The sequence below is a fragment of the Stenotrophomonas sp. ATCM1_4 genome (assembly GCF_004348115.1).
GTDB lineage: Bacteria > Pseudomonadota > Gammaproteobacteria > Xanthomonadales > Xanthomonadaceae > Stenotrophomonas > Stenotrophomonas capsici.
Genome location: NZ_QPFB01000001.1, coordinates 440,082 through 463,129, shown reverse-complemented (window position 1 = coordinate 463,129; position 23,048 = coordinate 440,082). Strand labels below are relative to the sequence as shown.

The 23,048-nt window shown below is 68.6% G+C and carries 16 protein-coding genes; 11 read left to right on the top strand and 5 right to left on the bottom strand.

Annotated features, from left to right (window positions below; all coding sequences use genetic code 11):
* Genes kdpB through ATCM_RS02110 form a run of 4 tightly spaced genes read left to right on the top strand, consistent with a single transcriptional unit; the run spans position 1 to position 6,033 of the window.
* Positions 1-2,049, top strand: coding sequence for a potassium-transporting ATPase subunit KdpB (gene kdpB, locus ATCM_RS02125; protein WP_132862616.1), 2,049 nt, complete (start codon positions 1-3; stop codon positions 2,047-2,049).
* Positions 2,046-2,636, top strand: coding sequence for a potassium-transporting ATPase subunit KdpC (gene kdpC, locus ATCM_RS02120; RefSeq protein ID WP_132862615.1), 591 nt, complete (start codon positions 2,046-2,048; stop codon positions 2,634-2,636). The genes kdpB and kdpC overlap by 4 nt, the downstream gene beginning before the upstream one ends.
* A gap of 36 nt (positions 2,637-2,672) precedes the next feature.
* Positions 2,673-5,333, top strand: coding sequence for a sensor histidine kinase KdpD (locus ATCM_RS02115; RefSeq protein ID WP_132862614.1), 2,661 nt, complete (start codon positions 2,673-2,675; stop codon positions 5,331-5,333).
* Positions 5,326-6,033 carry a response regulator transcription factor gene (locus ATCM_RS02110; RefSeq protein ID WP_132862613.1) on the top strand — a complete coding sequence of 236 codons (708 nt, stop codon included), beginning with the start codon at positions 5,326-5,328 and terminating at the stop codon, positions 6,031-6,033. The genes ATCM_RS02115 and ATCM_RS02110 overlap by 8 nt, the downstream gene beginning before the upstream one ends.
* A gap of 95 nt (positions 6,034-6,128) precedes the next feature.
* Here ATCM_RS02110 and ATCM_RS02105 read toward each other — a convergent pair whose 3' ends face one another.
* The 3 genes from ATCM_RS02105 to coaBC are packed head-to-tail and all read right to left on the bottom strand — an operon-like array spanning position 6,129 to position 10,215.
* A complete protein-coding gene (locus tag ATCM_RS02105) occupies positions 6,129-8,477 on the bottom strand; it encodes a phosphomannomutase/phosphoglucomutase (protein ID WP_132862612.1) in 2,349 nt (782 codons plus the stop codon).
* Between the two features lie 14 nt (positions 8,478-8,491).
* A complete protein-coding gene (dut, locus tag ATCM_RS02100; RefSeq protein WP_132862611.1) occupies positions 8,492-8,965 on the bottom strand; it encodes a dUTP diphosphatase in 474 nt (157 codons plus the stop codon).
* Entirely contained in the window at positions 8,962-10,215 is a 1,254-nt protein-coding gene (gene coaBC / locus ATCM_RS02095; RefSeq protein WP_132862610.1) for a bifunctional phosphopantothenoylcysteine decarboxylase/phosphopantothenate--cysteine ligase CoaBC, read from the bottom strand. Before coaBC ends, dut begins: the two co-directional genes overlap by 4 nt.
* A gap of 96 nt (positions 10,216-10,311) precedes the next feature.
* On the opposite strand from coaBC, the gene radC reads away from it, so the two are divergent.
* The 5 genes from radC (at position 10,312) to ATCM_RS02070 (ending at position 15,454) form a co-directional block, all read left to right on the top strand.
* Positions 10,312-10,986 carry a DNA repair protein RadC gene (gene radC / locus ATCM_RS02090; RefSeq protein WP_132862609.1) on the top strand — a complete coding sequence of 225 codons (675 nt, stop codon included), beginning with the start codon at positions 10,312-10,314 and terminating at the stop codon, positions 10,984-10,986.
* A 112-nt stretch (positions 10,987-11,098) separates the two neighbouring features.
* Positions 11,099-12,787, top strand: a complete 1,689-nt coding sequence (argS, locus tag ATCM_RS02085; protein ID WP_132862608.1) for an arginine--tRNA ligase — start codon at positions 11,099-11,101, stop codon at positions 12,785-12,787.
* A gap of 20 nt (positions 12,788-12,807) precedes the next feature.
* Entirely contained in the window at positions 12,808-13,674 is an 867-nt protein-coding gene (locus ATCM_RS02080) for an SPOR domain-containing protein (protein ID WP_132862607.1), read from the top strand.
* Positions 13,675-14,183: 509 nt separating this feature from the next.
* Positions 14,184-14,936, top strand: a complete 753-nt coding sequence (locus tag ATCM_RS02075) for an SDR family NAD(P)-dependent oxidoreductase (protein WP_132862606.1) — start codon at positions 14,184-14,186, stop codon at positions 14,934-14,936.
* Positions 14,937-14,992: 56 nt separating this feature from the next.
* Positions 14,993-15,454 (top strand): hypothetical protein, encoded by a 462-nt coding sequence (locus ATCM_RS02070; RefSeq protein WP_132862605.1) that lies wholly within the window; start codon positions 14,993-14,995, stop codon positions 15,452-15,454.
* 42 nt (positions 15,455-15,496) lie between these two features.
* On the opposite strand, the gene ATCM_RS02065 is transcribed toward ATCM_RS02070, so the two are convergent.
* Complete coding sequence (locus tag ATCM_RS02065; RefSeq protein WP_132862604.1) at positions 15,497-18,343, bottom strand: TonB-dependent receptor; 2,847 nt, start codon at positions 18,341-18,343, stop codon at positions 15,497-15,499.
* A gap of 221 nt (positions 18,344-18,564) precedes the next feature.
* On the opposite strand from ATCM_RS02065, the gene ATCM_RS02060 reads away from it, so the two are divergent.
* Positions 18,565-19,725 carry an OsmC family protein gene (locus ATCM_RS02060; RefSeq protein WP_132862603.1) on the top strand — a complete coding sequence of 387 codons (1,161 nt, stop codon included), beginning with the start codon at positions 18,565-18,567 and terminating at the stop codon, positions 19,723-19,725.
* A gap of 128 nt (positions 19,726-19,853) precedes the next feature.
* Here ATCM_RS02060 and speA read toward each other — a convergent pair whose 3' ends face one another.
* On the bottom strand, positions 19,854-21,743 hold the full coding sequence (gene speA, locus ATCM_RS02055) for an arginine decarboxylase (protein ID WP_132862602.1): 1,890 nt from the start codon (positions 21,741-21,743) through the stop codon (positions 19,854-19,856).
* Between the two features lie 234 nt (positions 21,744-21,977).
* Between speA and speE the strand changes: the two genes are divergently transcribed.
* Entirely contained in the window at positions 21,978-22,835 is an 858-nt protein-coding gene (gene speE / locus ATCM_RS02050; RefSeq protein ID WP_132862601.1) for a polyamine aminopropyltransferase, read from the top strand.
* The last annotated feature ends 213 nt before the right edge of the window (positions 22,836-23,048 follow it).

The window sequence follows — 23,048 nt, the reverse complement described above, 5'->3', positions numbered from 1 at the left end:
ATGAATGCTTCTGTTCCACATGCCGGCGTACGCCGCCCCGCCCTGCTCGATGCCGCCGGCTGGCGGCGGGCACTGCTGGAATCGGTGCGCAAGCTCGCCCCGGCCCACCTGCTGCACAACCCGGTGATGGCCATCGTCATGGCCGGCACGCTGCTGGCCTTGCTGCTCACCCTCAGCGGCAATGCACCGCTGGGCTTTGGCCTGGCCGTCACCGCGATCCTGCTGGTGACGGTGCTGTTCGGCAATTTCGCCGAAGCCGTCGCCGAGGCGCGTGGCCGGGGCCAGGCCGCGTCGCTGCGGCGCGCACGCCAGGACCTGGTCGCGCGCCGCCTGGCCACCGCGCTGGCCGGTGCAGGCGAGGACAAGGTCGCTGCCGCCGAACTGCGCCCGGGTGACCTGGTGATCATCAGCGCCGGCGAGTTCGTGCCGGCCGATGGCGAGATCGTGCGCGGCCTGGCCACCATCAACGAGGCCGCCGTCACCGGCGAATCGGCCCCGGTGCTGCGCGAGGCCAACACCGACCGTTCCGGCGTGATCGGTGGCACCAAGGTGCTGTCCGACGAGATCGTGGTGCGCGTCACCGCCGAGCCCGGCCACAGCTTCCTGGACCGCATGATCGCGCTGGTGGAAGGCGCCAACCGCCAGAAGACGCCCAACGAGATCGCCCTGACGCTGCTGCTGGCGGCGATGTCGCTGACCTTCCTGGTGGTGGTGGCGACGTTGCCGGCCATCGCCGGTTTCGTTGGCGTGACGCTGGACCCGCTGCTGCTGATTGCATTGCTGGTGTGCCTGATCCCGACCACCATCGGCGGCCTGCTGCCGGCCATCGGCATCGCCGGCATGAACCGCGCGTTGCAGGCCAACGTGCTGGCCAAGTCCGGCAAGGCGGTGGAGGTGGCCGGCGACGTGGACGTGCTGCTGCTCGACAAAACCGGCACCATCACCTACGGCGACCGCCAGGCATCGGCCTTCCACGCGCTGGCCGGCATCAACGGCGACCAGCTGCGCGAGGCGGCGCTGCTGTCCTCGCTGGCCGACCCGACCCCGGAAGGCAAGTCCATCGTGCGGTTGGCGCGCGAGCAGGGCTGCGCCACCGCTGAACCGGAGACGGCCGACTACCTGGCCTTCTCCGCGCAGACCCGCATGTCCGGCGTGGACCTGGCCGGCGGCCGCAGCATCCGCAAGGGCGCGGCTGACGCGATCACCGCGCATGTCCTCGCGTTGGGCGGCAACGTGCCCAACGAGCTGCAGGCGCGCGTGGACCAGGTCGCGCGCGGCGGCGCCACGCCGCTGGTGGTCAGCGAAGGCCGGCATGTGCTCGGCGTGGTGGAGCTGGCCGACGTGGTCAAGCACGGCATGCGCGAGAAGTTCGCGCAGCTGCGCGCGATGGGCATCCGCACGGTGATGATCACCGGCGACAACCCGCTGACCGCCGCGGCCATCGCCGCCGAGGCCGGCGTGGACGACTACATCGCCCAGGCCCGGCCCGAGGACAAGCTGGCGCGCATCCGCAGCGAGCAGGCCGGCGGCCGGCTGGTGGCGATGGTCGGCGACGGCACCAACGATGCGCCGGCACTGGCGCAGGCCGACATCGGCCTGGCGATGAACTCCGGCACGCAGGCGGCCAAGGAGGCCGGCAACATGGTCGACCTGGACTCGGACCCGGCCAAGCTGCTGGCGGTGGTGGAAGTGGGCAAGCAGCAGCTGATCACGCGCGGCGCGCTGACCACCTTCTCGCTGGCCAACGACGTGTCCAAGTACTTCGCGATCCTGCCGGCGCTGTTCGTGGCCGCCATTCCCTCGATGCACGCGCTGGACGTGATGCAGCTGTCCAGCCCGCGCAACGCGGTGCTGGCCGCGCTGATCTTCAACGCGCTGGTGATCCCGGCGTTGATCCCGCTGGCGCTGCGCGGGGTGCGCTTCCGCCCGGCCACCGCCACCGCGCTGCTGCGCCGGAACATGCTGGTATACGGGCTGGGCGGCGTGCTGCTTCCCTTTGCGGCCATCAAGGCCATCGACCTTCTTCTTGCCATGGTGTTCGGCGCATGAAACCCACGACTTCCACTCTCCTCTGGCGCCCGGCCATCGGCCTGTCGCTGTTCGGCCTGATCGGCACCGGGCTGGTCTATGCCATCGTCGCCACCGGCATCGCCGGCGTGCTGTTCCCCGCCCAGGCCGATGGCAGCCTGCTGCGTGATGGCGATGGCACGGTGCGCGCTTCGTTGCTGGTCGCGCAGCCGTTCAAGGGCGATGGCTACTTCCAGGCACGTCCATCGGCGGCCAACTACGATCCGATGGCCGCTGCCGGCAGCAACCTGGCGCGCAGCAACCCGGACCTGGCCAAACGCGTGGCGGATGCCACCGCCGCCATCGCGACCCGCGAGAACATCGACCCGGCGAAGGTGCCGGGTGAACTGGCCACCCAGTCCGGCAGCGGCCTGGACCCGGAGCTGTCGCCGGCCGCCGTGCAGGTGCAGGTGGCCCGCGTCGCACGGGCACGCGGCTGGCCGGTCGAACGCGTGCAGGCAGTGGTGGAGGCGCAGGTGCAGGGCCGTCAATGGGGCGTGTTTGGCCAACCACGGATCAACGTGGTCGCGCTCAACCGCAGGCTGGACGAGGCCATGCATGCCCCGTGATGCATGCGCGACCGGCAACGGCGCACAATCGCGGCCATGAACGACACCCGCAGCCGCCAGGCCGACGCACTGGTGGAAGGCCTGCAACGCGATGCCGGCGGCAAGCTGACGGTCTTCCTCGGCGCCGCCCCCGGCGTCGGCAAGACCTTCCGCATGCTCACCCGCGCCCAGGAACAACTGCGGCGCGGCGTCGACGTGGCCGTGGGGCTGGTCGAGACGCACGGCCGCGGCGATACCGCCGCGCTGCTGGACGGCCTGCCGATCATTCCGCTGCAACAGGTGGACTACCACGGCCATCGGTTGCAGGAGATGGACCTGGACGCGGTGCTCGCCCGGCACCCGGCGCTGGTGCTGGTCGACGAGCTGGCCCACCGCAACGCCCCCGGCAGCCGCCACGAGCGGCGCTGGCAGGATGTGATGGAGCTGCTCGACGCCGGCATCGACGTCTGGACCACCCTCAACATCCAGCACCTGGAAAGCCTCAACGACGTGGTGATGCGCATCACCGGCGTGCGCGTCAGCGAAACCGTGCCCGACGGGGTGTTCGACCGCCTGCACGACATCGTGCTGGTCGACCTGCCGCCGCGCGAGCTGATCGAGCGCCTGCAGCAGGGCAAGGTCTACGTGCCCGAACAGGCCGCGCAGGCACTGCAGGCGTTCTTCTCGCCGGCCAACCTCACCGCGCTGCGCGAACTGGCGATGCAGGAGGCCGCCGACCGCGTGGACAGCAGCCTGCGCGAGACCCGCGCCGCGCGTGGCGAAGGCAACCTGCCGCTGCGGCGACGGGTGCTGGTGGCCATCGACGGCGGCGGCCAGAGCGAATACCTGGTGCGCGTCGCGCGGCGCATCGCCGAGCGCCGCGATGCGCCGTGGACGGTGGTGACCGTGCAGCACCGGCGCCAGGACGAAGCCACCGGCCGCGAGATCGATGCCGCCTTCGCGCTGGCGCGCCGCCTTGGCGGTGAAGCCGAACTGCTGCACGGGCCCGGCATCGCCGACGCGCTGCTTGACTACGCCGCGCACAACGCGGTGTCCTCGCTGGTGCTGGGCCGCACCCGCGAACGACCGCTGGCGCGGCTGTTCAACCAGACCCTGACCCAACAGCTGATCCAACGCGGCGCGCATTACGAGATCACCATCATCAGCACCCCGCAGGCCCGCGCCCGCGCACGCCGGGTGGGGCTGTCGCTGGATACCGGAAGCTGGGCCAAGGACGCCGGGCTGGCGGTGCTGGCCACTGCCGTGGCCTGCATCGCGGCGTGGCTGGGCGAACGCTGGATCGGCCTGAGCGACCTGGCGATGGTGTTCATCGTCGCGGTGGTGCTGGTCGCCGCACGCACGCGCATGAGCGCGGCGGTACTGGCCGCGACGCTGTGCTTCCTAGCCTACAACTTCTTCTTCATCGCCCCGCGCTTCACCTTCGCCATCAGTGCACGCCAGGGCGTGATCACCGTGTTCCTGTTCCTGGCCGCGGCGCTGGTCGCCGGCCGCCTGGCCTCGCGGCTGCGCATGCAGGTGGTGGCGCTGCGCGCGGCCAACCGCCACGCCACGCTGCGCCAGGCGCTGGGCCGGCAGCTGGCCGGTGCCGCCGACAACGCGCAGGTCGCGCACGCCGGGCGCGCTGCGCTGGAACAGGCGCTGGATGCGCCGGCCTGGGTGCGGTTGGCTGGCGATACCAGCACCAGCGGCAGCGCCGCGCCCGGCGACACCGACCTGGCCGCGGCCGACTGGGCGCTGCGGCATGGCCAGCCGGCCGGCCGCTGCACCGACACGCTGGCCGGCGCCGACTGGTGGTTCCTGCCGCTGCTCGACGGCGAAGGCCGGGCCATCGGCGTGGCCGGCCTGCAGTTCGGCCGGCAGCACCCACGCCTGGCACCGGAACAACGGCAGCTGGCCGAGGCCATGGCCGACGACATCGCCCAGGCCGCGCTGCGCACCCAACTGGTCACCGAGCTGGAAACCGCCCACCTGCACAACGAGACCGAACGCCTGCGCTCGGCGCTGCTGTCCTCGGTGTCGCACGACCTGCGCTCGCCGCTGGCGGCCATGATCGGTTCGGCCGACAGCCTGTCCAACTACGCCGAGGCCATGGATGCGGTCGATCGCCGTGCGTTGCTCGACACCATCGTGGTCGAGGGCGAGCGCCTGGACCGCTACATCCAGAACCTGCTGGACATGACCCGGCTCGGCCACGACGGGCTGAAGCTCAACCGCGACTGGATCGGCGTGGACGAACTGATCGGCTCGGCGGCGCGGCGCCTGCAGCGCTACCAGCCCGAGGTGCGGCTCAGCCTGGATATCCCGGCCGACCTTGCACCGATCTGGGTGCATCCGGCGCTGGTCGAGCAGGCGGTGTTCAACGTGATGGAGAACGCCGCCAAGTTCTCCCCGCCCGGCGTTCCCGTGCAGGTGCGTGCACGCCAGCAGGACAGCACGCTGCGCATCGAGGTGATCGACGAAGGCCCGGGCATCCCCGATGCCGAGCGCACGCGCATCTTCGACATGTTCTACAGCGTGGAACGCGGTGACCGCGGCCGCCAGGGCACCGGCCTGGGCCTGACCATCTGCCAGGGCATGATCGGCGCGCATGGCGGCCAGGTCGAGGCGCTGCCGGGGCGCGACGGACGCGGTACGCTGGTGCGCATGACCCTGCCCCTGCTCACCCCGCAACCGGACCCCGCGCCCGACAATGGCTGAAGCTCCCGCCATTCCGCCGGCACGCGTGCTGGTGATCGACGATGAAGTGCAGATCCGCCGCTTCCTCGACATCTCGCTGCGCGCCCAGGGCTACGCGGTCAGCCAGGCCGCCACCGGCAGCGAGGGCCTGCAGCAACTGACCAACGAAGGCGCCGACCTGGTGGTGCTGGACATCGGCCTGCCCGACATGGAGGGCCACGACGTGCTGGCCGAACTGCGGCAGTGGAGCCAGGTGCCGGTGATCATGCTCAGCGTGCGCGCCGGCGAGGCCGAGAAGGTACGGGCGCTGGACAACGGTGCCAACGACTACGTCACCAAGCCGTTCGGCACGCAGGAGCTGATGGCGCGCGTGCGCGCCCTGCTGCGCAGCCGCAGCACCGACAGCGAAGGCCAGGTGCCGGTGTTCGACGATGGCCACCTGCACATCGACCTGGCGCGCCGCGAGGTGCGCATCGACGGCGAAGCGGTGGCGTTGACGCGCAAGGAGTACGCGCTGCTGGCGCTGCTGTTGCGCAACAGCGGGCGGGTGGTGACGCAGCCGCAGATCCTGCAGGAAATCTGGGGCCCGACTCACAAGCACGACACGCATTACCTGCGCATTCTGGTCGGCCGCCTGCGCCACAAGCTGGGCGACTCGGCGTTGCAGTCGCGTTACCTGTTCACCGAACCGGGCGTGGGCCTGCGCTTCGGCGGCGCGTGAGCCGCCGCCGGCAGGAGCGCCCTCGGGCGCTCCTGCAAACGCGAAGGCCGCCCGCACAGCGCGCGGACGGCCTTCGTGGCGACACACCAGTCCGGTCAGAAGCCCAGTTCGGTGCCTTCCGGCAGGATCTGCTGCAACTGCGTGCGGAACACGCCCTTGATCCGCTCCAGCGCCGCCTCGCTGTCGCCTTCGAAGCGCAGCACCAGCACCGGCGTGGTGTTGGAAGCACGCACCAGGCCCCAGCCATCGTTGAAGTCGGCACGCAGGCCGTCGATGGTGGACAACCGCGCACCGGCGAACGGGGATTCCTCCAACTGCGCGGCAGCGACGAACAGCGCCACCTGCGCATGCTGGGTGCCCTCTTCCACCGGCACCTTCAGCTCCGGGGTGGAGATCGCATCCGGCAGCTCGGCGAACACCTCCTCCGGCGATTCCTCGCGCTGGGCCAGGATCTCCAGCAGGCGCGCGGCCGAGTACAGGCCGTCATCAAAACCGTACCAGCGCTCCTTGAAGAAGAAGTGGCCGCTCATCTCGCCGGCCAGCTCGGCATCGGTCTGCCGCATCTTCGCCTTCATCAGCGAATGCCCGGTCTTCCACATCATCGGGCTGCCGCCGTTGCGCAGGATGCAGTCGGCCAGCTTGCCGGTGCACTTGACGTCGTACAGCACCATCGCGCCGGGGTTGCGCATCAGCACGTCGGCGGCGAACAGCATCAGCAGGCGGTCGGCGAAGATCACCTTGCCTTCGCGGGTGACCACGCCCAGGCGGTCGCCGTCGCCGTCGAAGGCTACGCCGAGGTCCGCGTCGAAACGCTTGACCATCTGCACCAGGTCCTCGAGGTTGTGCGGGTCGCTCGGATCGGGGTGGTGGTTGGGGAAGGTGCTATCCACGTCGCAGTACAACGGGATGACCTCGGCACCAATGGCCTCCAGCAGCTGCGGGGCGACCGCGCCGGCCACGCCGTTGCCGGCGTCGGCCACCACCTTGAGCGGGCGGTCCAGCTGCACGTCATCGGCGATGCGCTGCACGTAATCGTTGATGACCTCGCGCTCGGATAGGTTGCCCGGCACATCGGCACGCTTGAGCTGGCCTTCCTGGATGCGCGTGTACAGCGCGGTGATCGCGTCACCGGACAGGGTTTCCCCGCCGATGACGATCTTGAAGCCGTTGTAGTCCGGCGGGTTGTGGCTGCCGGTCACCGCCACGCAGCTGCCCGCGCGCAGGTGGTAGCTGGCGAAGTAGACCACCGGCGTCGGTGCCATGCCGATGTCGATGACATCGCAGCCGGCGCGGCGCAGGCCCTCGATCAGGCCATCGGCCAGCTCCGGCCCGGACAGGCGGCCATCGCGGCCCACCACCACCTCACGCAGGCCCTGGGCCTGCATCTCGCTGCCGATGGCCTGGCCGATCAGGGTGGCGACGTTGCCGGTCAGCTCGGTGCCGACCACGCCACGGATGTCGTAGGCACGGAAGATGCCCGGCACCACCGCCTCGGCGCCCGGTTCCGGACGCGCCGGCGCGTCCTCGCCGGCGGCGCGCGCGGAGGTGGCTGCGGCCACCGGCAGGGGTTCCTGCTCCAGCGCCTGCTGCAGGGTCATCGTGTTGTCGTCGACCACTTCGGTGGTGCGGCGCAGGGCCGGCAGCTTCAGGCGCTTGCGCCCCACCAGCATCAGCACGGCCAGCGCCAGCAGCAGCACCGCCACCACCGCGCAGGCGACCATGCCCAGCCCCATCGGGCCTTCACCGATGTCCGGCAGTTCGGCCACCACGCGCAGGCCGGTCTCGCCCACCGGGCGGGCCAGTGCATCGGCACCACCACCCAGCCCGGTGTTGCCCTTGGCGACGATGGTGAAGCCGCCCTGGCGCAGGCCGAGGAAGGCACTGCCCGGCGCGTCGATCGTGTCGAAGACCGAGGTCAGGCGGTTCAACGGCTGGCGGATGTACACCACCGCCTCGCGCTCGCCCAGCCGCACCGGTGCGGCCAGGCCCAACCGCGGCGCACCGCCGTCGCGCACCACGCGCGCCACCGGCTTGCCTTCGGCCAGGGCCAGTTCCAGCAGCGACAGCCGTGCATAGCCGAAGGCGGCCGGATCGGCGTAGGCCTCCATCAGGGTCGAATCCAGCACCACGGCGTCTTCGACGCCGTTCCACTTGTCGCGGATGGCCAGCGCGCTGGCCTGGGCGTCGCCGCCGGCCAGGGCAGCCTTCACCGGTTCCAGCTGCAGCTGGCTGGCGAACTGCCGTGTCTGCCCGTCCAGCGCCTTCTGTACGCCCGCCACCGCCTGGTCACGCGACTGCTCCAGCGCCGTGCCGGTATCGGATTGCAGCCACTGGTTCACCGCGCTCCAGCCGAACAGGCCGGCCAACAGCAGCACCAGCACCGCAAGCAGCGGTGTTGAACGGCCCAGCGCGATGCGCGGGCGCCCTTCTTTCCCTTGGCTCATCGTGTTTTCCCCTGTCAGCGCACCCCGGTGTGGCCGAATCCACCCGCTCCACGTGCGCTGTCGATGAAAGTATCCACTACCTGCAGGCTCACGCGTGCAATCGGCATCACCACCAGCTGCGCGATGCGGTCGCCGGGCTCGATGGTGAAGGCTTCGCGGCCGCGGTTCCACACGCTGATCAGCAGCGGGCCCTGGTAGTCGGCATCAATCAGCCCGGTACCGTTGCCCAGCACGATGCCGTGGCGGTGGCCCAGCCCGGAGCGCGGCAGCACCACCGCGCACAGGCCCGGGTCGGCGATGTGGATGGCGATGCCGCTGGGCAGCAGCGCCGCGTCACCCGGTGCCAGCGCCAGCGGCGCCTCGATGGCCGCGCGCAGGTCCATGCCGGCGCTGGCTTCGGTGGCGTAGGCCGGCAACGGCCATGCATCGCCGAAACGGGGGTCCAGCAGCTTTACCTGCAGGGGCTGCAATGCGTTGGGGTTGCTCATGCGTCCAGTCTCTCCGCGATCAGGTCCAGCAGTTGTTCTGCCAGTTGGGTCTTGGCGGTGCCGGGGAACTCGCGCTGGCCACCGTTCCAGTAGGCGGTGGCCGCGTTCTGGTCACTCTCGAAGCCACCGCCGGCGACGCCGACCTGGTTGGCGATGATCAGGTCCAGGTGCTTGTCGGCCAGCTTGCCACGGGCGTACTTCTCCACGTCGTGGGTTTCGGCGGCAAACCCGACCACCAGCTTCAGCGCCTGCTCCTGCGCGGCCACTTCGGCCAGGATGTCGGCGGTGCGGACCAGCTCCAGCACCAGGGTCTGGCTGCCGGCGGTCTTCTTCAGTTTCTGCGGCGACACCTGGCGCGGGGTGTAGTCGGCCACCGCGGCGGCGCCGATGTAGATATCCGCCGGCAACGCCGACAGCACCTCCTCGCGCATCTGCGCGGCCGAACGCACGTCGATGCGCTCCACGCCGGCCGGCGTGGGCAACTGCACCGGGCCACTGACCAGCACCACCTGCGCGCCCTGGCGGGCGGCCGCGGCGGCCAGCGCATAGCCCATCTTGCCGCTGGAGCGGTTGCCGACATAGCGCACCGGGTCCAGGTCTTCATAGGTCGGGCCGGCGCTGATCAGCACCCGGGTCCCGTTCAGGCGGCCGGGCACGGCCGCCGCCGGTGCGGCCAGGTTGGCCGCCAGCGCGCTGACGATGGCCTGCGCCTCGCTCAGGCGGCCCGGTCCGGATTCGCCCTCGGCGAGCGGGCCGTCTTCCGGACCGATCACCTGCACGCCGCGCGCGCGCAGCAGGCTGATGTTGGCCTGCGTGGCCGGGTGCAGCCACATGCGGTGGTTCATCGCCGGGCAGACCGTCAGCGGCGCGGTGGTGGCCAGGCACAGCGTGGTCACCAGGTCATCGGCGTTGCCATGCGCCAGCCGCGCCAGCAGGTCGGCGGTGGCCGGCGCGATCACGATGCGGTCGGCCCAGCGCGCCAGTTCGATATGGCCCATGGCCTGCTCGGCCGCGCTGTCCCACAGCGTGGTGCGGGTGGGATGGCCGGACAACGCCTGGAAACTCAGCGGGGTGACGAACTGCTGCGCCCCGGCGGTCATGGCCACCTGCACGGTGGCCCCGGCGTCACGCAGGCGGCGCACCAGTTCCAATGATTTGTAGGCGGCGATGCCGCCACCGACGCACAACAGCAGCTTCTGTCCTTCCAGCGGCCGCAAGGACGCCGGGGTACTCGGGGAAACGCTGGTCACGAGTGGAAATTCCTAGCTGCACAAGAACGATTAGCTTAACCGAAGGGTATCTCCGGGCCGATCCACCTTTTGCTCATCAACACCCAACCTGCCGGCATGCACATTCGTGACTGGCCACGCACCGAACGCCCCCGCGAGAAGCTGCTGGCACGCGGTGCCGGCGCGCTGTCCGATGCCGAACTGCTGGCCATTTTCCTGGGCTCCGGGTTGCCTGGCCGTGATGCGGTGCAGACCGCGCGCGAACTGCTGCAGGCGCAGGGCTCGCTGCGGGCCCTGCTGGACCGTGAACCGGCCGCGCTGGCACGCCTGCGCGGGCTTGGCCCGGCCCGCGCCTGCAAGCTGAATGCCGCGCTGGAACTGGGCCGCCGCCACCTGGCCACGGCGCTGGAGCGCGGCACGCTGCTCAGCGACCCCGACGCGGCCGGCCGCTACTTCGCCCAGCGCCTGCGCCACCATACGCAGGAGGTGTTTGCCGCATTGTTCCTGGACACCCGGCACCGGGCGCTGGCCTTCGAGGAGCTGTTCAGCGGCACCCTCGACAGCGCCCAGGTCCATCCGCGCGAGCTGGTCCGGCGGGCCCTGGCCCACAACGCCGCGGCGGTGATCGTCGGCCACAACCACCCCTCCGGCGACCCCGAGCCCTCGGCGGCCGACCGCGCCCTCACCCGGTGCCTGCGACAGGCGCTGGCGCTGGTGGAGGTGCGCCTGCTGGACCATTTCGTGGTCGGTGACGGCCCGCCGGTGTCATTGGCCGCGCGTGGCTGGATGTGAAGCCCGTCAACGCGGTTTTGACAATCCTGACCCCCACCTGCGGCGATCCGGGGGCGGTTGACCCACAGGTCGGGTAAAATGGTCAGTTCCGCGCTTCAAGCAGATAGTCCACGTGAAACCCCAACTCCGCGCCCTCATCGGCCAAGGCATCGAAGCCTTGCGCGCCAACGGCACCTTGCCTGCCGACACCCTGCCGCCGGAATTCGTGGTCGAGCGACCCAAGACCCGCGAACACGGCGACTTCGCCACCAATGCCGCGATGCTGCTGGCCAAGGCCGCGCGCAGCAACCCGCGCGCACTGGCCCAGGCGCTGGTCGAGGCCATGCCCGCCAGCGATGACATCGCCAAGGTCGAGATCGCCGGCCCGGGCTTCATCAACTTCAAGCTCGCGCCGGTGGCCTACCAGCGCGAAGTGGTCAGCGTGCTCAAGGAAGGCGCCGACTACGGCCGCAACCTGAGCGGCAACGGCCGCTCGGTCGGCGTGGAATACGTCTCGGCCAACCCGACCGGCCCGCTGCACGTCGGCCACGGCCGCGCCGGCGCGATCGGCGACTGCATCGCCCGCGTGCTGGAAGCCAACGGCTGGAACGCCAAGCGCGAGTTCTACTACAACGACGCCGGCGTTCAGATCGAGAACCTCGCCAAATCGGTGCAGGCGCGCGCGCGCGGCTTCAAGCCGGGCGACGCACAGTGGCCGGCCGACGCCTACAACGGCGACTACATCGGTGACGTGGCCAAGGCCTACCTGCTCGGCCAGACGGTCGAGCTGGAAGGCAGCCAGGTGGTCGGTGCCAAGGACGCCGAGGACATCGAGGCGATCCGCCGCTTCGCCGTGGCCTACCTGCGCAACGAGCAGAATCTGGACCTGGCCGCGTTCGGGGTGGATTTCGACATCTACTTCCTGGAAAGCTCGCTGTACAAGGACGGCAAGGTCGCCGAGACCGTCAACCAGCTGATCAGCTCGGGCCACACCTACGAGGAAGGCGGCGCGCTGTGGCTGCGCTCCACCGATTTCGGTGACGACAAGGACCGCGTGATGCGCAAGTCCGACGGCACCTTCACCTACTTCCTGCCGGACGTGGCCTACCACCTGAGCAAGTGGCAGCGCGGCTACGAGCGCGCCATCACCGAGTTGGGCGCCGACCACCACGGCTCGCTGGCGCGCGTGCGCGCCGGCCTGCAGGCGCTGGACCTGGGCATCCCCCAGGGCTGGCCGGAGTACGTGCTGCACCAGATGGTCACGGTGATGCGCGGCGGCGAGGAAGTGAAGCTGTCTAAGCGTGCCGGCAGCTACCTGACGCTGCGCGACCTGATCGAGGAAGTGGGCAGCGACGCGGTGCGCTGGTTCCTGATCGCGCGCAAGCCGGACTCGCAGCTGACCTTCGACATCGACCTGGCCCGCCAGCAGAGCAACGACAACCCGGTGTTCTACGTGCAGTACGCGCATGCCCGCGTCTGCTCGCTGCTGCGCCAGGCCCAGGAGAAGGGCCTGGACTACAAGCAGGCCGACGGCCTGGCCGCGCTGTCGCTGCTCGGCGACGAGCTGTCGCTGGAACTGATGAACGAAATCTCGCGTTACCCGGAAGTGGTGGAAGCCGCCGGCGCCGCGCTGGAACCGCACCAGGTCGCGCAGTACCTGCGTGAATTGGCGCACGCTTTCCACACGTGGTATCACGGGACGCCGGTGCTGGTGGACGACGGGGCCTCGCGCAACGCCAAGCTGACGCTGGCCTGCGCGGCCCGTCAGGTGCTGGCCAATGGCCTGGGCATCTTGGGCGTGAGCGCCCCCGAAAAGATGTAAGTCAAGGAGACGCAGTAGAAATGGCAGCACGACGCGGCAAGACACAGGCACGACGCAACAGCGGCAACGGCACGCCCGGGTGGGTGTGGCTGGTCGCCGGCGCGGCGATCGCTGCCGTGGTGTTCCTGGCGGCCCCGAACCTGTTCAAGAAGGACGGCGACGGTTTCCTGCGGGTAGGCCCGCAACCCAACCCGGACGCGCAGCCGGCGCCGGTCGTCGATGCCGACGTCGATGCGGGCGTGGATGTGCCACGGCCGGCCGCGCAGGCGGCCACCAAGCCGGAAGACAAGCCTGCCACGCAGTACGAGTTCTACAACCTGCTGCCAGGCACCGAAGTGCAGATGTCCGACGCCGAGCTGGCGGCCAGTGCCAAGGCCGAGGAACAGCGCCGTGCCGCGGCTGCGCGTGCCGCCGCAGCGGCCAGCGCCACCCCGCCGACCGAGGCGCAGCGTGCGCAGGCCGCGCTGGAAGGTCGCCCGCTGCCGGCCACCGCCGCCCTGCCGGCACCGGTCAGCGAAGCACCGCGCCAGCCGACGCCGGTAGCCGAAGCCCCGCCGGCCCGCCCGGCCCAGGTCGCCTCCGCCCAGCCCGCTACCCGGCCGGCCGCGGCAACCCCGGCACCGGCCGCCGCCACACCTGCGGCAGCCAGCGAGAACGTGCGCTACATCCTGCAGGCCGGCGCGTTCGGCGCTTCCGGCGAGGCCGAAGCCACCAAGGCCAAGCTGGCGATGATGGGCCTGGCCGCGCGCGTGGAATCGGCGCAGATCAACGGCAACACCGTGTACCGCGTGCGCATGGGGCCGTACGGCACCGCCAGCGAACTGGCCGAGGCCAAGTCCAAGCTCGACGGCAGCGGACTGCAGGCGATGGCGATCAAGGCGCAGTGAAGTCGCCTACGGCGGCTTCACCCCAAAGTTTGTGAAACAAACTTTGGGCCCCGTGCCCCTCTTCTCCAAATCCCCGCGCCTGTCGGCGCGCCCCCTTTACTCAAGGGGGCTGCTGCGACTGACAGATCACTTGAAGAGCCCTTCGAACATTCAGGCCCTGACATCGCTTTGGTGTTGGGGCTTTTTGTTTGTGCCGTTGTAGCCCGGGTAAGCGGAGCGCACCCGGGGCTTTGAGTGCGCGCCTGCTCGAAATTCAATCTTTTTGCGACGTTGATTTACCTGCAAAGAGCACCCCTCCTCAACCCTCCCCAGCGCCGCAGGTGCTGGGGAGGGTTGAGGAGGGGTGCTTTGGCTCTTGGCTCTTGGCTTTAGCCCTTCTCCCGCCTGCGGGAGAAGGGTTGGGATGAGGGGGCGCTTTGGCTTTGGCCCTTTGCTTGAGGCGGCGACCTCCCCACACCCGCACCACCGCAAAGTGCGAAAATCGAAATCCCTGCCCCAAGGATTCCGCAATGTCCAAGACTGCATTGATCACCGGTGCCACTTCCGGCTTCGGCGCCGCCACCGCCCGTCGCTTCGCATCGGCCGGCTGGAAGGTGATCGTCACCGGTCGCCGTGCCGAGCGCCTGCAGCCGCTGGTCGACGAATTCGGTTCCGGCACCGTGCATGCGGCGGTGTTCGACATCCGCGACAGCGCGGCCATGCAGGCGGCGCTGGCGGCATTGCCGGCCGGCTTCCGTGACATCGACCTGCTGGTCAACAACGCCGGCCTCGCCCAGGGCACCGCCGCGGCCCAGCACGCCAGCCTGGACGATTGGCGCACCATGATCGACACCAACATCACCGCGCTGGTCACGCTGACCCATGCGCTGCTGCCGAAGCTGATCGAACGCCGCGGCGCGATCATCAACATCAGTTCCACCGCCGCCATCTACCCGTACCCGGGCGGCAATGCCTACGGCGGCACCAAGGCCTTCGTGAGCCAGTTCTCGCTGGGCCTGCGCTCGGACCTGCACGGCACCGGCGTGCGCGTGACTGCGATCGAACCGGGCATGGCCGAAACCGAATTCACCCTGGTGCGCACGCACGGCAACCAGGCCGCGTCGGACCAGTTGTACAAGGGGGCCGACCCGATGACGGCTGCCGACATCGCCGAGCAGGTTTTCTGGGTGGCCACGCTGCCGCCGCACCTGAACATCAACCGCCTGGAACTGATGCCGGTCAGCCAGTCCTTCGCCGGCTTCCAGGTCGCGCGACAGGCCTGACCACCACAGCGGCGGTCGTGCGGACCACGCATCCACAGACAAGGAGACGCAGCGAGATGGAACGCCCCGGACATGCCATCGCGGCACTGGCCCTGACGGCCGCATTCACCGCCATGCCGGCCGCGGCCAGCAACACCTGCGCCGCGGCCGAAACACAGCTGTTCACCTGCAACACCACCAACGGCAAGCAGGTGCTGCTGTGCGATGCGGGCGATACGCTGCACTACACCTTCGGCAAGCCTGGACGGCCCCCGGAAATGCAGCTGAAGGTGCGCCGCGAAGAGGCCTCCACCTGGCAATGGGAAGGCATCGGGCGGGCGATCTCCTATTCGATCAACGTGCCCAACGGCAACACGGTCTATGACGTGTTCTGGAGCGTGGACCGCATGACCGACGAGCACGAAGTGCAGGCCGGCGTAAACGTGGAGGTCAATGGTCGCCACGTCGCCACCGTGCGCTGCAACGCGGACAGCGTTGAACAGGCGATGGAAGGCGTGGACCTCAAGCCGGCCAGCTGACCCCTCAACGGGCCAGCCTGGCCGGCGATGCCTTCCTGCGCCTCAGTACAGCGACGCCTGCACCGTCACGCCCAGCCAGCGCGGAATGCCCGGCTTGTACGAGTTCCAGGTCAGCGGCACGCCGGTGTCCTGGTCGAACAGGTTCCTGGCCACCAGGCTGATCGCGAAGCGGCCGTCCTGGCGGCCCAGGCCGATCGAGAAATCGGTGGTGCCCAGTGGATCGGTCCTGGCGTACCGCGACAGCAGCGTGTCGGTGTAATAGCTGCTCTGGTAGTTGTAGTTCAGGTTGGACTGCAACGCCCACACCTGCCCCAGCGGGTACGAGAAATCGGCGAACAGGTTGCCACTGACCTTCGGCGCACCCGGCAGGGTCTTGCCGCTGGCGTCGTAGTACGGGCCGGCCGGATTGCCGCCGCCCAGCTCGGCCGGGTTCGGCGCGCGCGGGAACTTGCGGTAGGTCGCGTCCGTGTACGCACCGGAGAAGCGCAGCGTGGTGTACGGGATGCCGAAGTAGGCCACGTCCAGTTCCAGGCCGCGGGTGCGTACCTTGGGCACATTGCCGAGCGCGGCCACGTAGGCCGGCTTGCCGTCGTTGTTCAACGCGGTCTGCACTTCGTCGTAGACGAAGGTGTTCTGGATGTAGTCGTTGATGTCCTGCAGGAACACGGTGCCGGCCAGCGAGAGCTTGTCATCGAGCAGCAGCGACTTGAAGCCCAGCTCCCAGGCCTGGGTGGACTCGGCCTTGGCCGGCACCGACTTTCCGCCCAGCGCGGTGGCGCCGACGATCTGGGTGATGCCCGGCTTTTCGCCGTAGCGGTACGAGCCGTACATGGTCAACGCGTCGTTGATGCGGTAGTTCGCGCCGAGCACGCCACTGAACAGCGTCTCCTGGTACTCCGGCGCGGCAACCTCCAGGTAGGAGCTGCCGATGCGGCCGGCGCGGATCGCCTTGGCCGCGGCCACCTGCTGGCGTTGCCTGGTGCTCAGCGCGCCGTAGGTGGTCGCACCGAAGTACTTCTGTGCGACCAGGTCGGCCAGTGCCAGCTGCGCGGCGTTGTTGCCGGCGGCGAGGTTGCCGGATGCATCGTTGACAAAGCCGTTGTAGACGACGTTGTTGACCTTGGCCGGGTTCAGTTCCCCGGCGAAGCCGTCGGCCAGGATCGCGCTGCCGGCGCGGTTGTTGCGGGTCTCGCGGCTGACACGCAGGCCCGCGTTGACGCTGAAATCGTCGCTGACCTCCCACTTGATGTTGGAGTACGCCGCCAGCGTCTTGTTGTCGTAACGCTCCTTGCGCTGGGTGATCAGCCCGTAGGTGGAGTTGAACAGCAGCAGCCGGCCGGCGGCATCCACCGCGTTGGGCAATGCCGGGTTGATCGGGTCGAGCAGGGCGTACTGTGCGGCGTTGGCGTAGTAGGCGCCGGCATCGGTGCCGTAGCGCTCGGTCTGGCTGTAGTTGGGGAACTTGCCGTGGAAGTAGAAACCGCCGGCACGCAGGCTCAGGCCGTCGCTCAACTGGCTGTCCAGGCGCAGCTCCTGGCTGAGCTGCTCGAAACTGGTCTGGGTGCCGCGCGGGGCACGCAACCACTCAAAGCCGGTATGCGAACCCGCCCCCTGCGAGAAATCATAATCGCGCCAGCCGGTGATCGAGGTCAGCGTGGTGGCGTCACTGAGCTTATAGGCGACGTTGGCGGTAACGCCGGCGGTCTTGTAGGTATTCGGGTACTCGCCGATGGTGTTGACGCGCGGACGGTAGTAGTCATCGATGGTGTAGTTCGGGTTCTGCGCGAACCAGCGCCGCTGCAGCTTGCCGAACACATCCTCGGCGTAGTTCACCTGCCCCGGTTGGCCGGTGACCGGATTGGTCCAGTCGTAGGTGGCCGGCGTCCTGGTGTTGAACCAGAAGCAGTTCTCGCAGATCTCGCGGCCCTTCGGGGTGACATCCACCGACAGATTGGCTTCCAGCCTGTCGTTCGGCGTGAACAGCAGTTGCGCGCGCACGTTGGTGCGGTCGGTATTGCGCCAGCTGTAGTGCGTGTCGTTGGCATTGTCGAACGGACCATCGGCCGCCTCGCGGTTCACGCTCAGGCGGTAGGCCAGCTTCTGGTCGATGATGGCACCACCCACCACCGCGGTGGCGATGGTGGTGTTGCGTTCGCCCAGCGTGATCGCCGCGCGCGCTTCCGGGGTGAAGCTCGGTTTGCGGGTGGTGATCTCCACGCGCCCCACGTTGGCCGCGCGACCGCCTTCGGTGCCGTTGGGCCCACGCACCACCTGCACCGACTCGATGTCCAGGTAGTTGCTCAACGCGGAGATCGCATTGATGCCGTGGCCGACACCGTCCACGCTGACGCCGACGCTGGGTTCCAGCACGCCGGCGCCGGCGGCCCAACCCACGCCACGCACGAAGATCGAGGCGGTGTTCGGGTTCTGCCACGAGGTGCGCACGTTGCCGATGCGATTGACGATGTCGCGGAAGTTGTTGACGTGGAACTTCTCCAGCTCCTCGCCGGTGACCGCCGAGATCGACGCGGCCTGCTGCTTGATCTGCTCGCTCTTGACGATCACCGCATCCAGCAGCGCTGCATCCCCGACGTCCGATGCGGGTATCGGCTCGACCGATGCCTGCGCCGCGGTATTCGGCGGCGCTGCGGTGCCGGCTTCCGGCGGGAGGCCGGCCGCCTGGCGCAGGCGCGCGATCTCGGCCTTCAACTGCGCGTTCTCACGCTGCAGCTGTTCGGCCGATTGCGCATGGGCCTGCGACGGCGACAACATACCGGCCAGCGCAGCGACGATCACGCAGGCAAGCACGGAGCGTGCAGGCAGATGACGGCTGTGCCCCGCGATAGCGGGACTGATGGTCTTGCGATGACGCTCGTGCTGGGACTGCATCCGTACACTTCCTCTGATCGGGCTGAGCGACGGATGCTAGGAACTCGTTCACACGCTGAATAATGACCGCATCGCATGAGATCCTGCGCTCGGCGGTATCAGCCAGCAGGAGATGCCGGCGGTAATAACAGCATCGCCATCGGCTATTTCCGCGTATTCAGTGCAACGTGGAAAGTCGGCAGTCATCCGGCCATCCGGCCCGCTGCGGAGTCCTGCCTGTCATGTCCATCGCACGTCCGTTGTTCCTTGCCCTCACCGTGCTGTCCACGACGTTGCTGCTGCCACCGGCATCGGCGGCGCCGTCGAGCACGCCGTTGCGCGACTACCTGGTCGAGAAGAAGGCCGCCATCCAAGCGCAATCGGCGCAGGATGGCGTGCCGACCGCCATCCACACCAAGGTCACCGCCGAAAGCCGCTCGGGCGTGCGCCGCCTGCGCATCGGGCCGACCGGCACCTTCCAGTACCTCAGTGACAGTGGCCGCGACTACGCCGGCTACAACCTGGGCGCGGGCTCGTGGGATTCGCTGGTGGGCGTGCTGTCCAGCGCCATCGCCGACGAGTACCTGGTGCAGGCCGCGGCGGCGAACATCCCGATCGATGGGCTGGACGTGGTGTTCACCAGCATCCCCAAGCGCAAGAGCGCCAACCTGAGCTACCCGAACAACCTTTCCTACGTGGCCTACATCGACTCGCCGGCCACCGATGCGCAGCTGCAGGCGCTCAAGCGCAGCGTCCACGAGCAATCCTCGGCGATCAACCTGGTGACGCAGGCGCAGCCGATCAGCCGCATCGAAGTGGAGTACATCCAGACCCCGGCCACGCGTGACCCGAACCTGCCGCCGGGCCTGCGCGATTTCATCACCCAGGAGAAGCGCCCGGCCGTGCTCGCCAAGCAGCGCGAAGCCGCGTCGGGCACGCCGGCCAACCCCGAAACGCTGGTCGCGCGCGCGCATGTCGAGCCGCACACCGGCCTGCGCCAGGTGTTCATCGGCAAGGACGGCTACCACCTGCAGCTGCATGACAGCGCGCCCGGCCTGCTCGGCTACGGACTGGCGCCGACCGCCGAGGAACACCTGATCGGCGTCACCACCACCTGCCCCACGCATATCTTTGAAGTGCAGGCCGGTGCGCGCAACGTGCTGCTGGATTCGCTGGAAGTCACCGCCGACGCCGATCTCAGCCCGCGCTTCGGCAGGAACGTGAGCGGCCCGGCGCGCTTCCACAACATCCGCTACACCGCACGGATCGAGTCGCCGGCGTCGGAACAGGAGATCCTGGCACTGCGCGACGCGGTAGAGGAAACCTGCCCGCTGTACAACCTGGTCAAGGATGAGCAGACGCTGGAAGGCAGCATCGTCCACGGCGCTTACAAGGGCAGCTGAACTGCATCGCGCCGACATCGCGATGCAATGCGAACGGCGGCGCAAGCCGCCGTTTTCTTTGGGTCGGATGCCGCAAACGAAAAAGCCCCCCTCCCGCACGCGGGAGAGGGGCGCATCCACCACCGGGCTCAGCCCAGCGGTTCGTCCGACAGGTAGGTGTAGCCGGTCAGGCCCGCTTCCAGCGCGGCATCCAGCTCGGCGGCACGCTCGGCCGACAGGTTGGCCGCGGCCACGCGCTGCTTGTAGGCCGCGCGCAGGTCGTCGAGCTTGTAGCCCACGTAGTCCAGCATCACGTCGGTGGTGTCACCGCGACGCTGCTGGGTGATCGAGTAACCATCGGCGTCGGCCACCACTTCCACCGCGTCGGTGTCGCCGAACAGGTTGTGGATGTCGCCGAGGATTTCCTGGTAGGCGCCGACCAGGAAGAAGCCGATGCGGTAGCTCTCGCCGTGGCGCACCGCGTGCAGCGGCAGCGAGCTGTCCAGGCTCTCGTTCTCGACGTAGGTCTTGACCATGCCGTCGGAGTCGCAGGTCATGTCGGCGATCACGCCGCGGCGGTCCGGGCGCTCGTTCAGGCGTTCGATCGGCACGATCGGGAACACCTGGTCGATGGCCCACGCATCGGGGATCGACTCGAACACGCTGAAGTTGACGAAATACTTGTCGACCAGGCGCTCGTTCAACTCATCCAGCGCCGGGCGGTGGCTCTTCTCGTCGTAGCTCAGGCGCGCACGCACGCCGTGGGCGATCGCGTAGAACAGGTCGTCGATGCGCGCCCGCTGCGGCAGGTCGATCTGGCCCAACGCATAGGCGCTCAGGCCTTCGGCATGGAAGTGCTGCGCCTCCTGGAACAGCTCCACCGCCGGACGCTGGTCCAGCTCGTCGTGGATCTCGCGCAGGTGGCGGACTGCGGCCGGCTCATCGTCGTGCGCCTCGGGGATGCGGCCTTCGGCGGCCTGCTCCACTTCGGACACGTTGGCGATCAGCACCGCGTGGTGGGCGGTCATCGCGCGGCCGCACTCGGTGACGATGCGCGGCGGGGTCAGCCCGTGTTCCTCGCAGGCCTCGGCCAGCGGCTGCACGATGTTGCTGGCATAGGCGTTCAGGCCGTAGTTGATCGAGCAGTAGCTGCGCGAGCGGGTGCCTTCGTAGTCGATGCCCAGGCCGCCGCCGACGTCGACGTGGCTGATCTTCGCGCCCAGGCGCGAGAGCTCGACGAAGTAGCGGGTGGCCTCGCGCATGCCGTTGGCGATGTCGCGCACGTTGCTGATCTGGCTGCCCATGTGGAAGTGCAGCAGGTTCAGGCAATCGGCGTACTCGGTGTCACGCAGCGACTTCCACAGGTCCAGCAGCTGCCGCGGCGACAGCCCGAACTTGGCCTTGTCGCCGCCGCTGTTCTGCCACTTGCCGGCGCCCAGCGAGGCCAGGCGCATGCGCACGCCCAGGCCCGGCTTCACGTCCAGCGCCTTGGACTCCTCCAGCACCAGCTTCAGCTCGGAGGGCTTCTCGATGACGATGTAGGTCTGCAGGCCGAGCTTGCGGCCGATCAGCGCCAGGCGGATGTATTCGCGGTCCTTGTAGCCGTTGCAGACGATCAGCCCGCCCGGCCGGCTCAGCGCCAGCACCGCCATCAGTTCCGGCTTGGAGCCGGCTTCCAGGCCGAAGCCCTCGCCGTGGTGGCTGGCCAGGGTGCCGGCCACGCCACGGTGCTGGTTGACCTTGATCGGGTACACCGCGGTATAGCCGCCGGCGTAGTCCCAGTCCGCCTGGGCCTGGGCGAAGGCCGCCTGCAGCTTGCCCAGGCGCTCTCCCAGGATGTCCGGGAAGCGCACCAGCAGCGGCAACTTGGCGCCTGCGGCACGGGCCGAATCGACGATCTGCGGCAGGGAAACGGTGACGCCCGCGCTACCGGCGGGGCGGACCACGACATGCCCTGCGGCATCGACGTCAAAATAACCATCGGACCAGTGCGGGATCGAATAGGTCTTGCGGGCCTGTTCGAGGGACCAATCGCTCATCGGCGTAGCAACTCTCGGCTGTGGATAAATAAGGACGCGCATTCTAACGCCAGCGGGGCACCGGTCCGTTACAATCCGCGCCCGCGCCACTTCCTCTCTCGGACCGGGAGAGGGATCGGGGGTGAGAGTAAGCGTGAAACCTGACTATGACAGGCTTCGCCCTTACCCTCATCCGCCCCTTCGGGGCACCTTCTCCCGGTGGGAGGAGGACAGCCCCAGCATTCAGGAATCATCATGACCTCCAACGAAAACTGGTTCATCGAACACTTCCAGCCGACCGGCTCGGCCATTGGTTTCCGCATCACCGGCAAGCTGGACGAAGTGCAGTCGCTGTTCCAGAAGATCGAGATCTACGACAGCACCGACTGGGGCAAGTTGATGGTCATCGACGGCGCCATGATGCTGACCACCAAGGACAACTTCTTCTACCACGAGATGATCAGCCACCCGGTGCTGTTCACCCACACCGCACCCAAGCGCGTGGTGATCATCGGCGGCGGCGACTGCGGCACCCTGCGCGAGGTGCTCAAGCACCCAGGCGTGGAGAGCGCCACCCAGTGCGACATCGACGAGCAGGTCACCCGCATGGCCGAGAAGTACTTCCCGGAACTGTGCGAATCCAACGGTGACGCGCGCGCCGAGCTGCTGTTCGACGACGGCGTGGCCTACATGGCCAACTGCGCCCCGGGCAGCGTGGACGTGGTGATCGTGGACTCCACCGACCCGGTCGGCCCGGCCGAAGGCCTGTTCAACAAGGCGTTCTTCGAGAGCTGCTTCCGCGCCCTGAAGGACGACGGCCTGCTGGTGCAGCAGAGCGAGTCGCCGCTGGCGCTGCTGGACCTGATCAAGGACATGCGCGCGGAGATGGGCAAGGCCGGCTTCCAGTCGTTCAAGACCCTGCCGTTCCCGCAGCCGTGCTACCCGACCGGCTGGTGGTCGGTGACCGTGGCCAGCAAGCAGGCCGGCTTCGGTTTCGGCTTCCGTGAGGCCGATGCGGCCGCCAAGCCGTTCGACACGCTGTACTACACCGCCCCGCTGCATACCGGCGTGCTGGTCAGCCCGCCGTTCGTGGCCAAGGCACTGGGCGAGTAAGCCACCCAGGCCCGCCGTGGTGACCCAACCCCGCGCCCGCAAGGCGCGGGGTTTTTCGTTTGTGGTGATGGCGAGCGCAAAGGCCCGGCAGTGGTGCAAGCCAACCAGCGCAACGATCCTTTCCGTCACGCGATTCCTACATTTTTTTTACATTCAGCAATTCGTGGACTGTTCAGTTTTATAATTCGGCCACTCAACACGAATCACCCCGAA

What these genes read in the sequence shown, in the direction of transcription:
- kdpB (WP_132862616.1), top strand. Translation starts at nt 1, where the DNA reads ATGAATGCTTCTGTTCCACATGCCGGCGTACGCCGCCCCGCCCTGCTC.
- speE (WP_132862601.1), top strand. Translation starts at nt 21,978, where the DNA reads ATGACCTCCAACGAAAACTGGTTCATCGAACACTTCCAGCCGACCGGC.
- ATCM_RS02080 (WP_132862607.1), top strand. Translation starts at nt 12,808, where the DNA reads ATGGCAGCACGACGCGGCAAGACACAGGCACGACGCAACAGCGGCAAC.
- ATCM_RS02115 (WP_132862614.1), top strand. Translation starts at nt 2,673, where the DNA reads ATGAACGACACCCGCAGCCGCCAGGCCGACGCACTGGTGGAAGGCCTG.
- radC (WP_132862609.1), top strand. Translation starts at nt 10,312, where the DNA reads ATGCACATTCGTGACTGGCCACGCACCGAACGCCCCCGCGAGAAGCTG.
- kdpC (WP_132862615.1), top strand. Translation starts at nt 2,046, where the DNA reads ATGAAACCCACGACTTCCACTCTCCTCTGGCGCCCGGCCATCGGCCTG.
- dut (WP_132862611.1), bottom strand. Translation starts at nt 8,965, where the DNA reads ATGAGCAACCCCAACGCATTGCAGCCCCTGCAGGTAAAGCTGCTGGAC.
- ATCM_RS02110 (WP_132862613.1), top strand. Translation starts at nt 5,326, where the DNA reads ATGGCTGAAGCTCCCGCCATTCCGCCGGCACGCGTGCTGGTGATCGAC.
- ATCM_RS02065 (WP_132862604.1), bottom strand. Translation starts at nt 18,343, where the DNA reads ATGCAGTCCCAGCACGAGCGTCATCGCAAGACCATCAGTCCCGCTATC.
- ATCM_RS02070 (WP_132862605.1), top strand. Translation starts at nt 14,993, where the DNA reads ATGGAACGCCCCGGACATGCCATCGCGGCACTGGCCCTGACGGCCGCA.
- ATCM_RS02105 (WP_132862612.1), bottom strand. Translation starts at nt 8,477, where the DNA reads ATGAGCCAAGGGAAAGAAGGGCGCCCGCGCATCGCGCTGGGCCGTTCA.
- speA (WP_132862602.1), bottom strand. Translation starts at nt 21,743, where the DNA reads ATGAGCGATTGGTCCCTCGAACAGGCCCGCAAGACCTATTCGATCCCG.
- ATCM_RS02060 (WP_132862603.1), top strand. Translation starts at nt 18,565, where the DNA reads ATGTCCATCGCACGTCCGTTGTTCCTTGCCCTCACCGTGCTGTCCACG.
- ATCM_RS02075 (WP_132862606.1), top strand. Translation starts at nt 14,184, where the DNA reads ATGTCCAAGACTGCATTGATCACCGGTGCCACTTCCGGCTTCGGCGCC.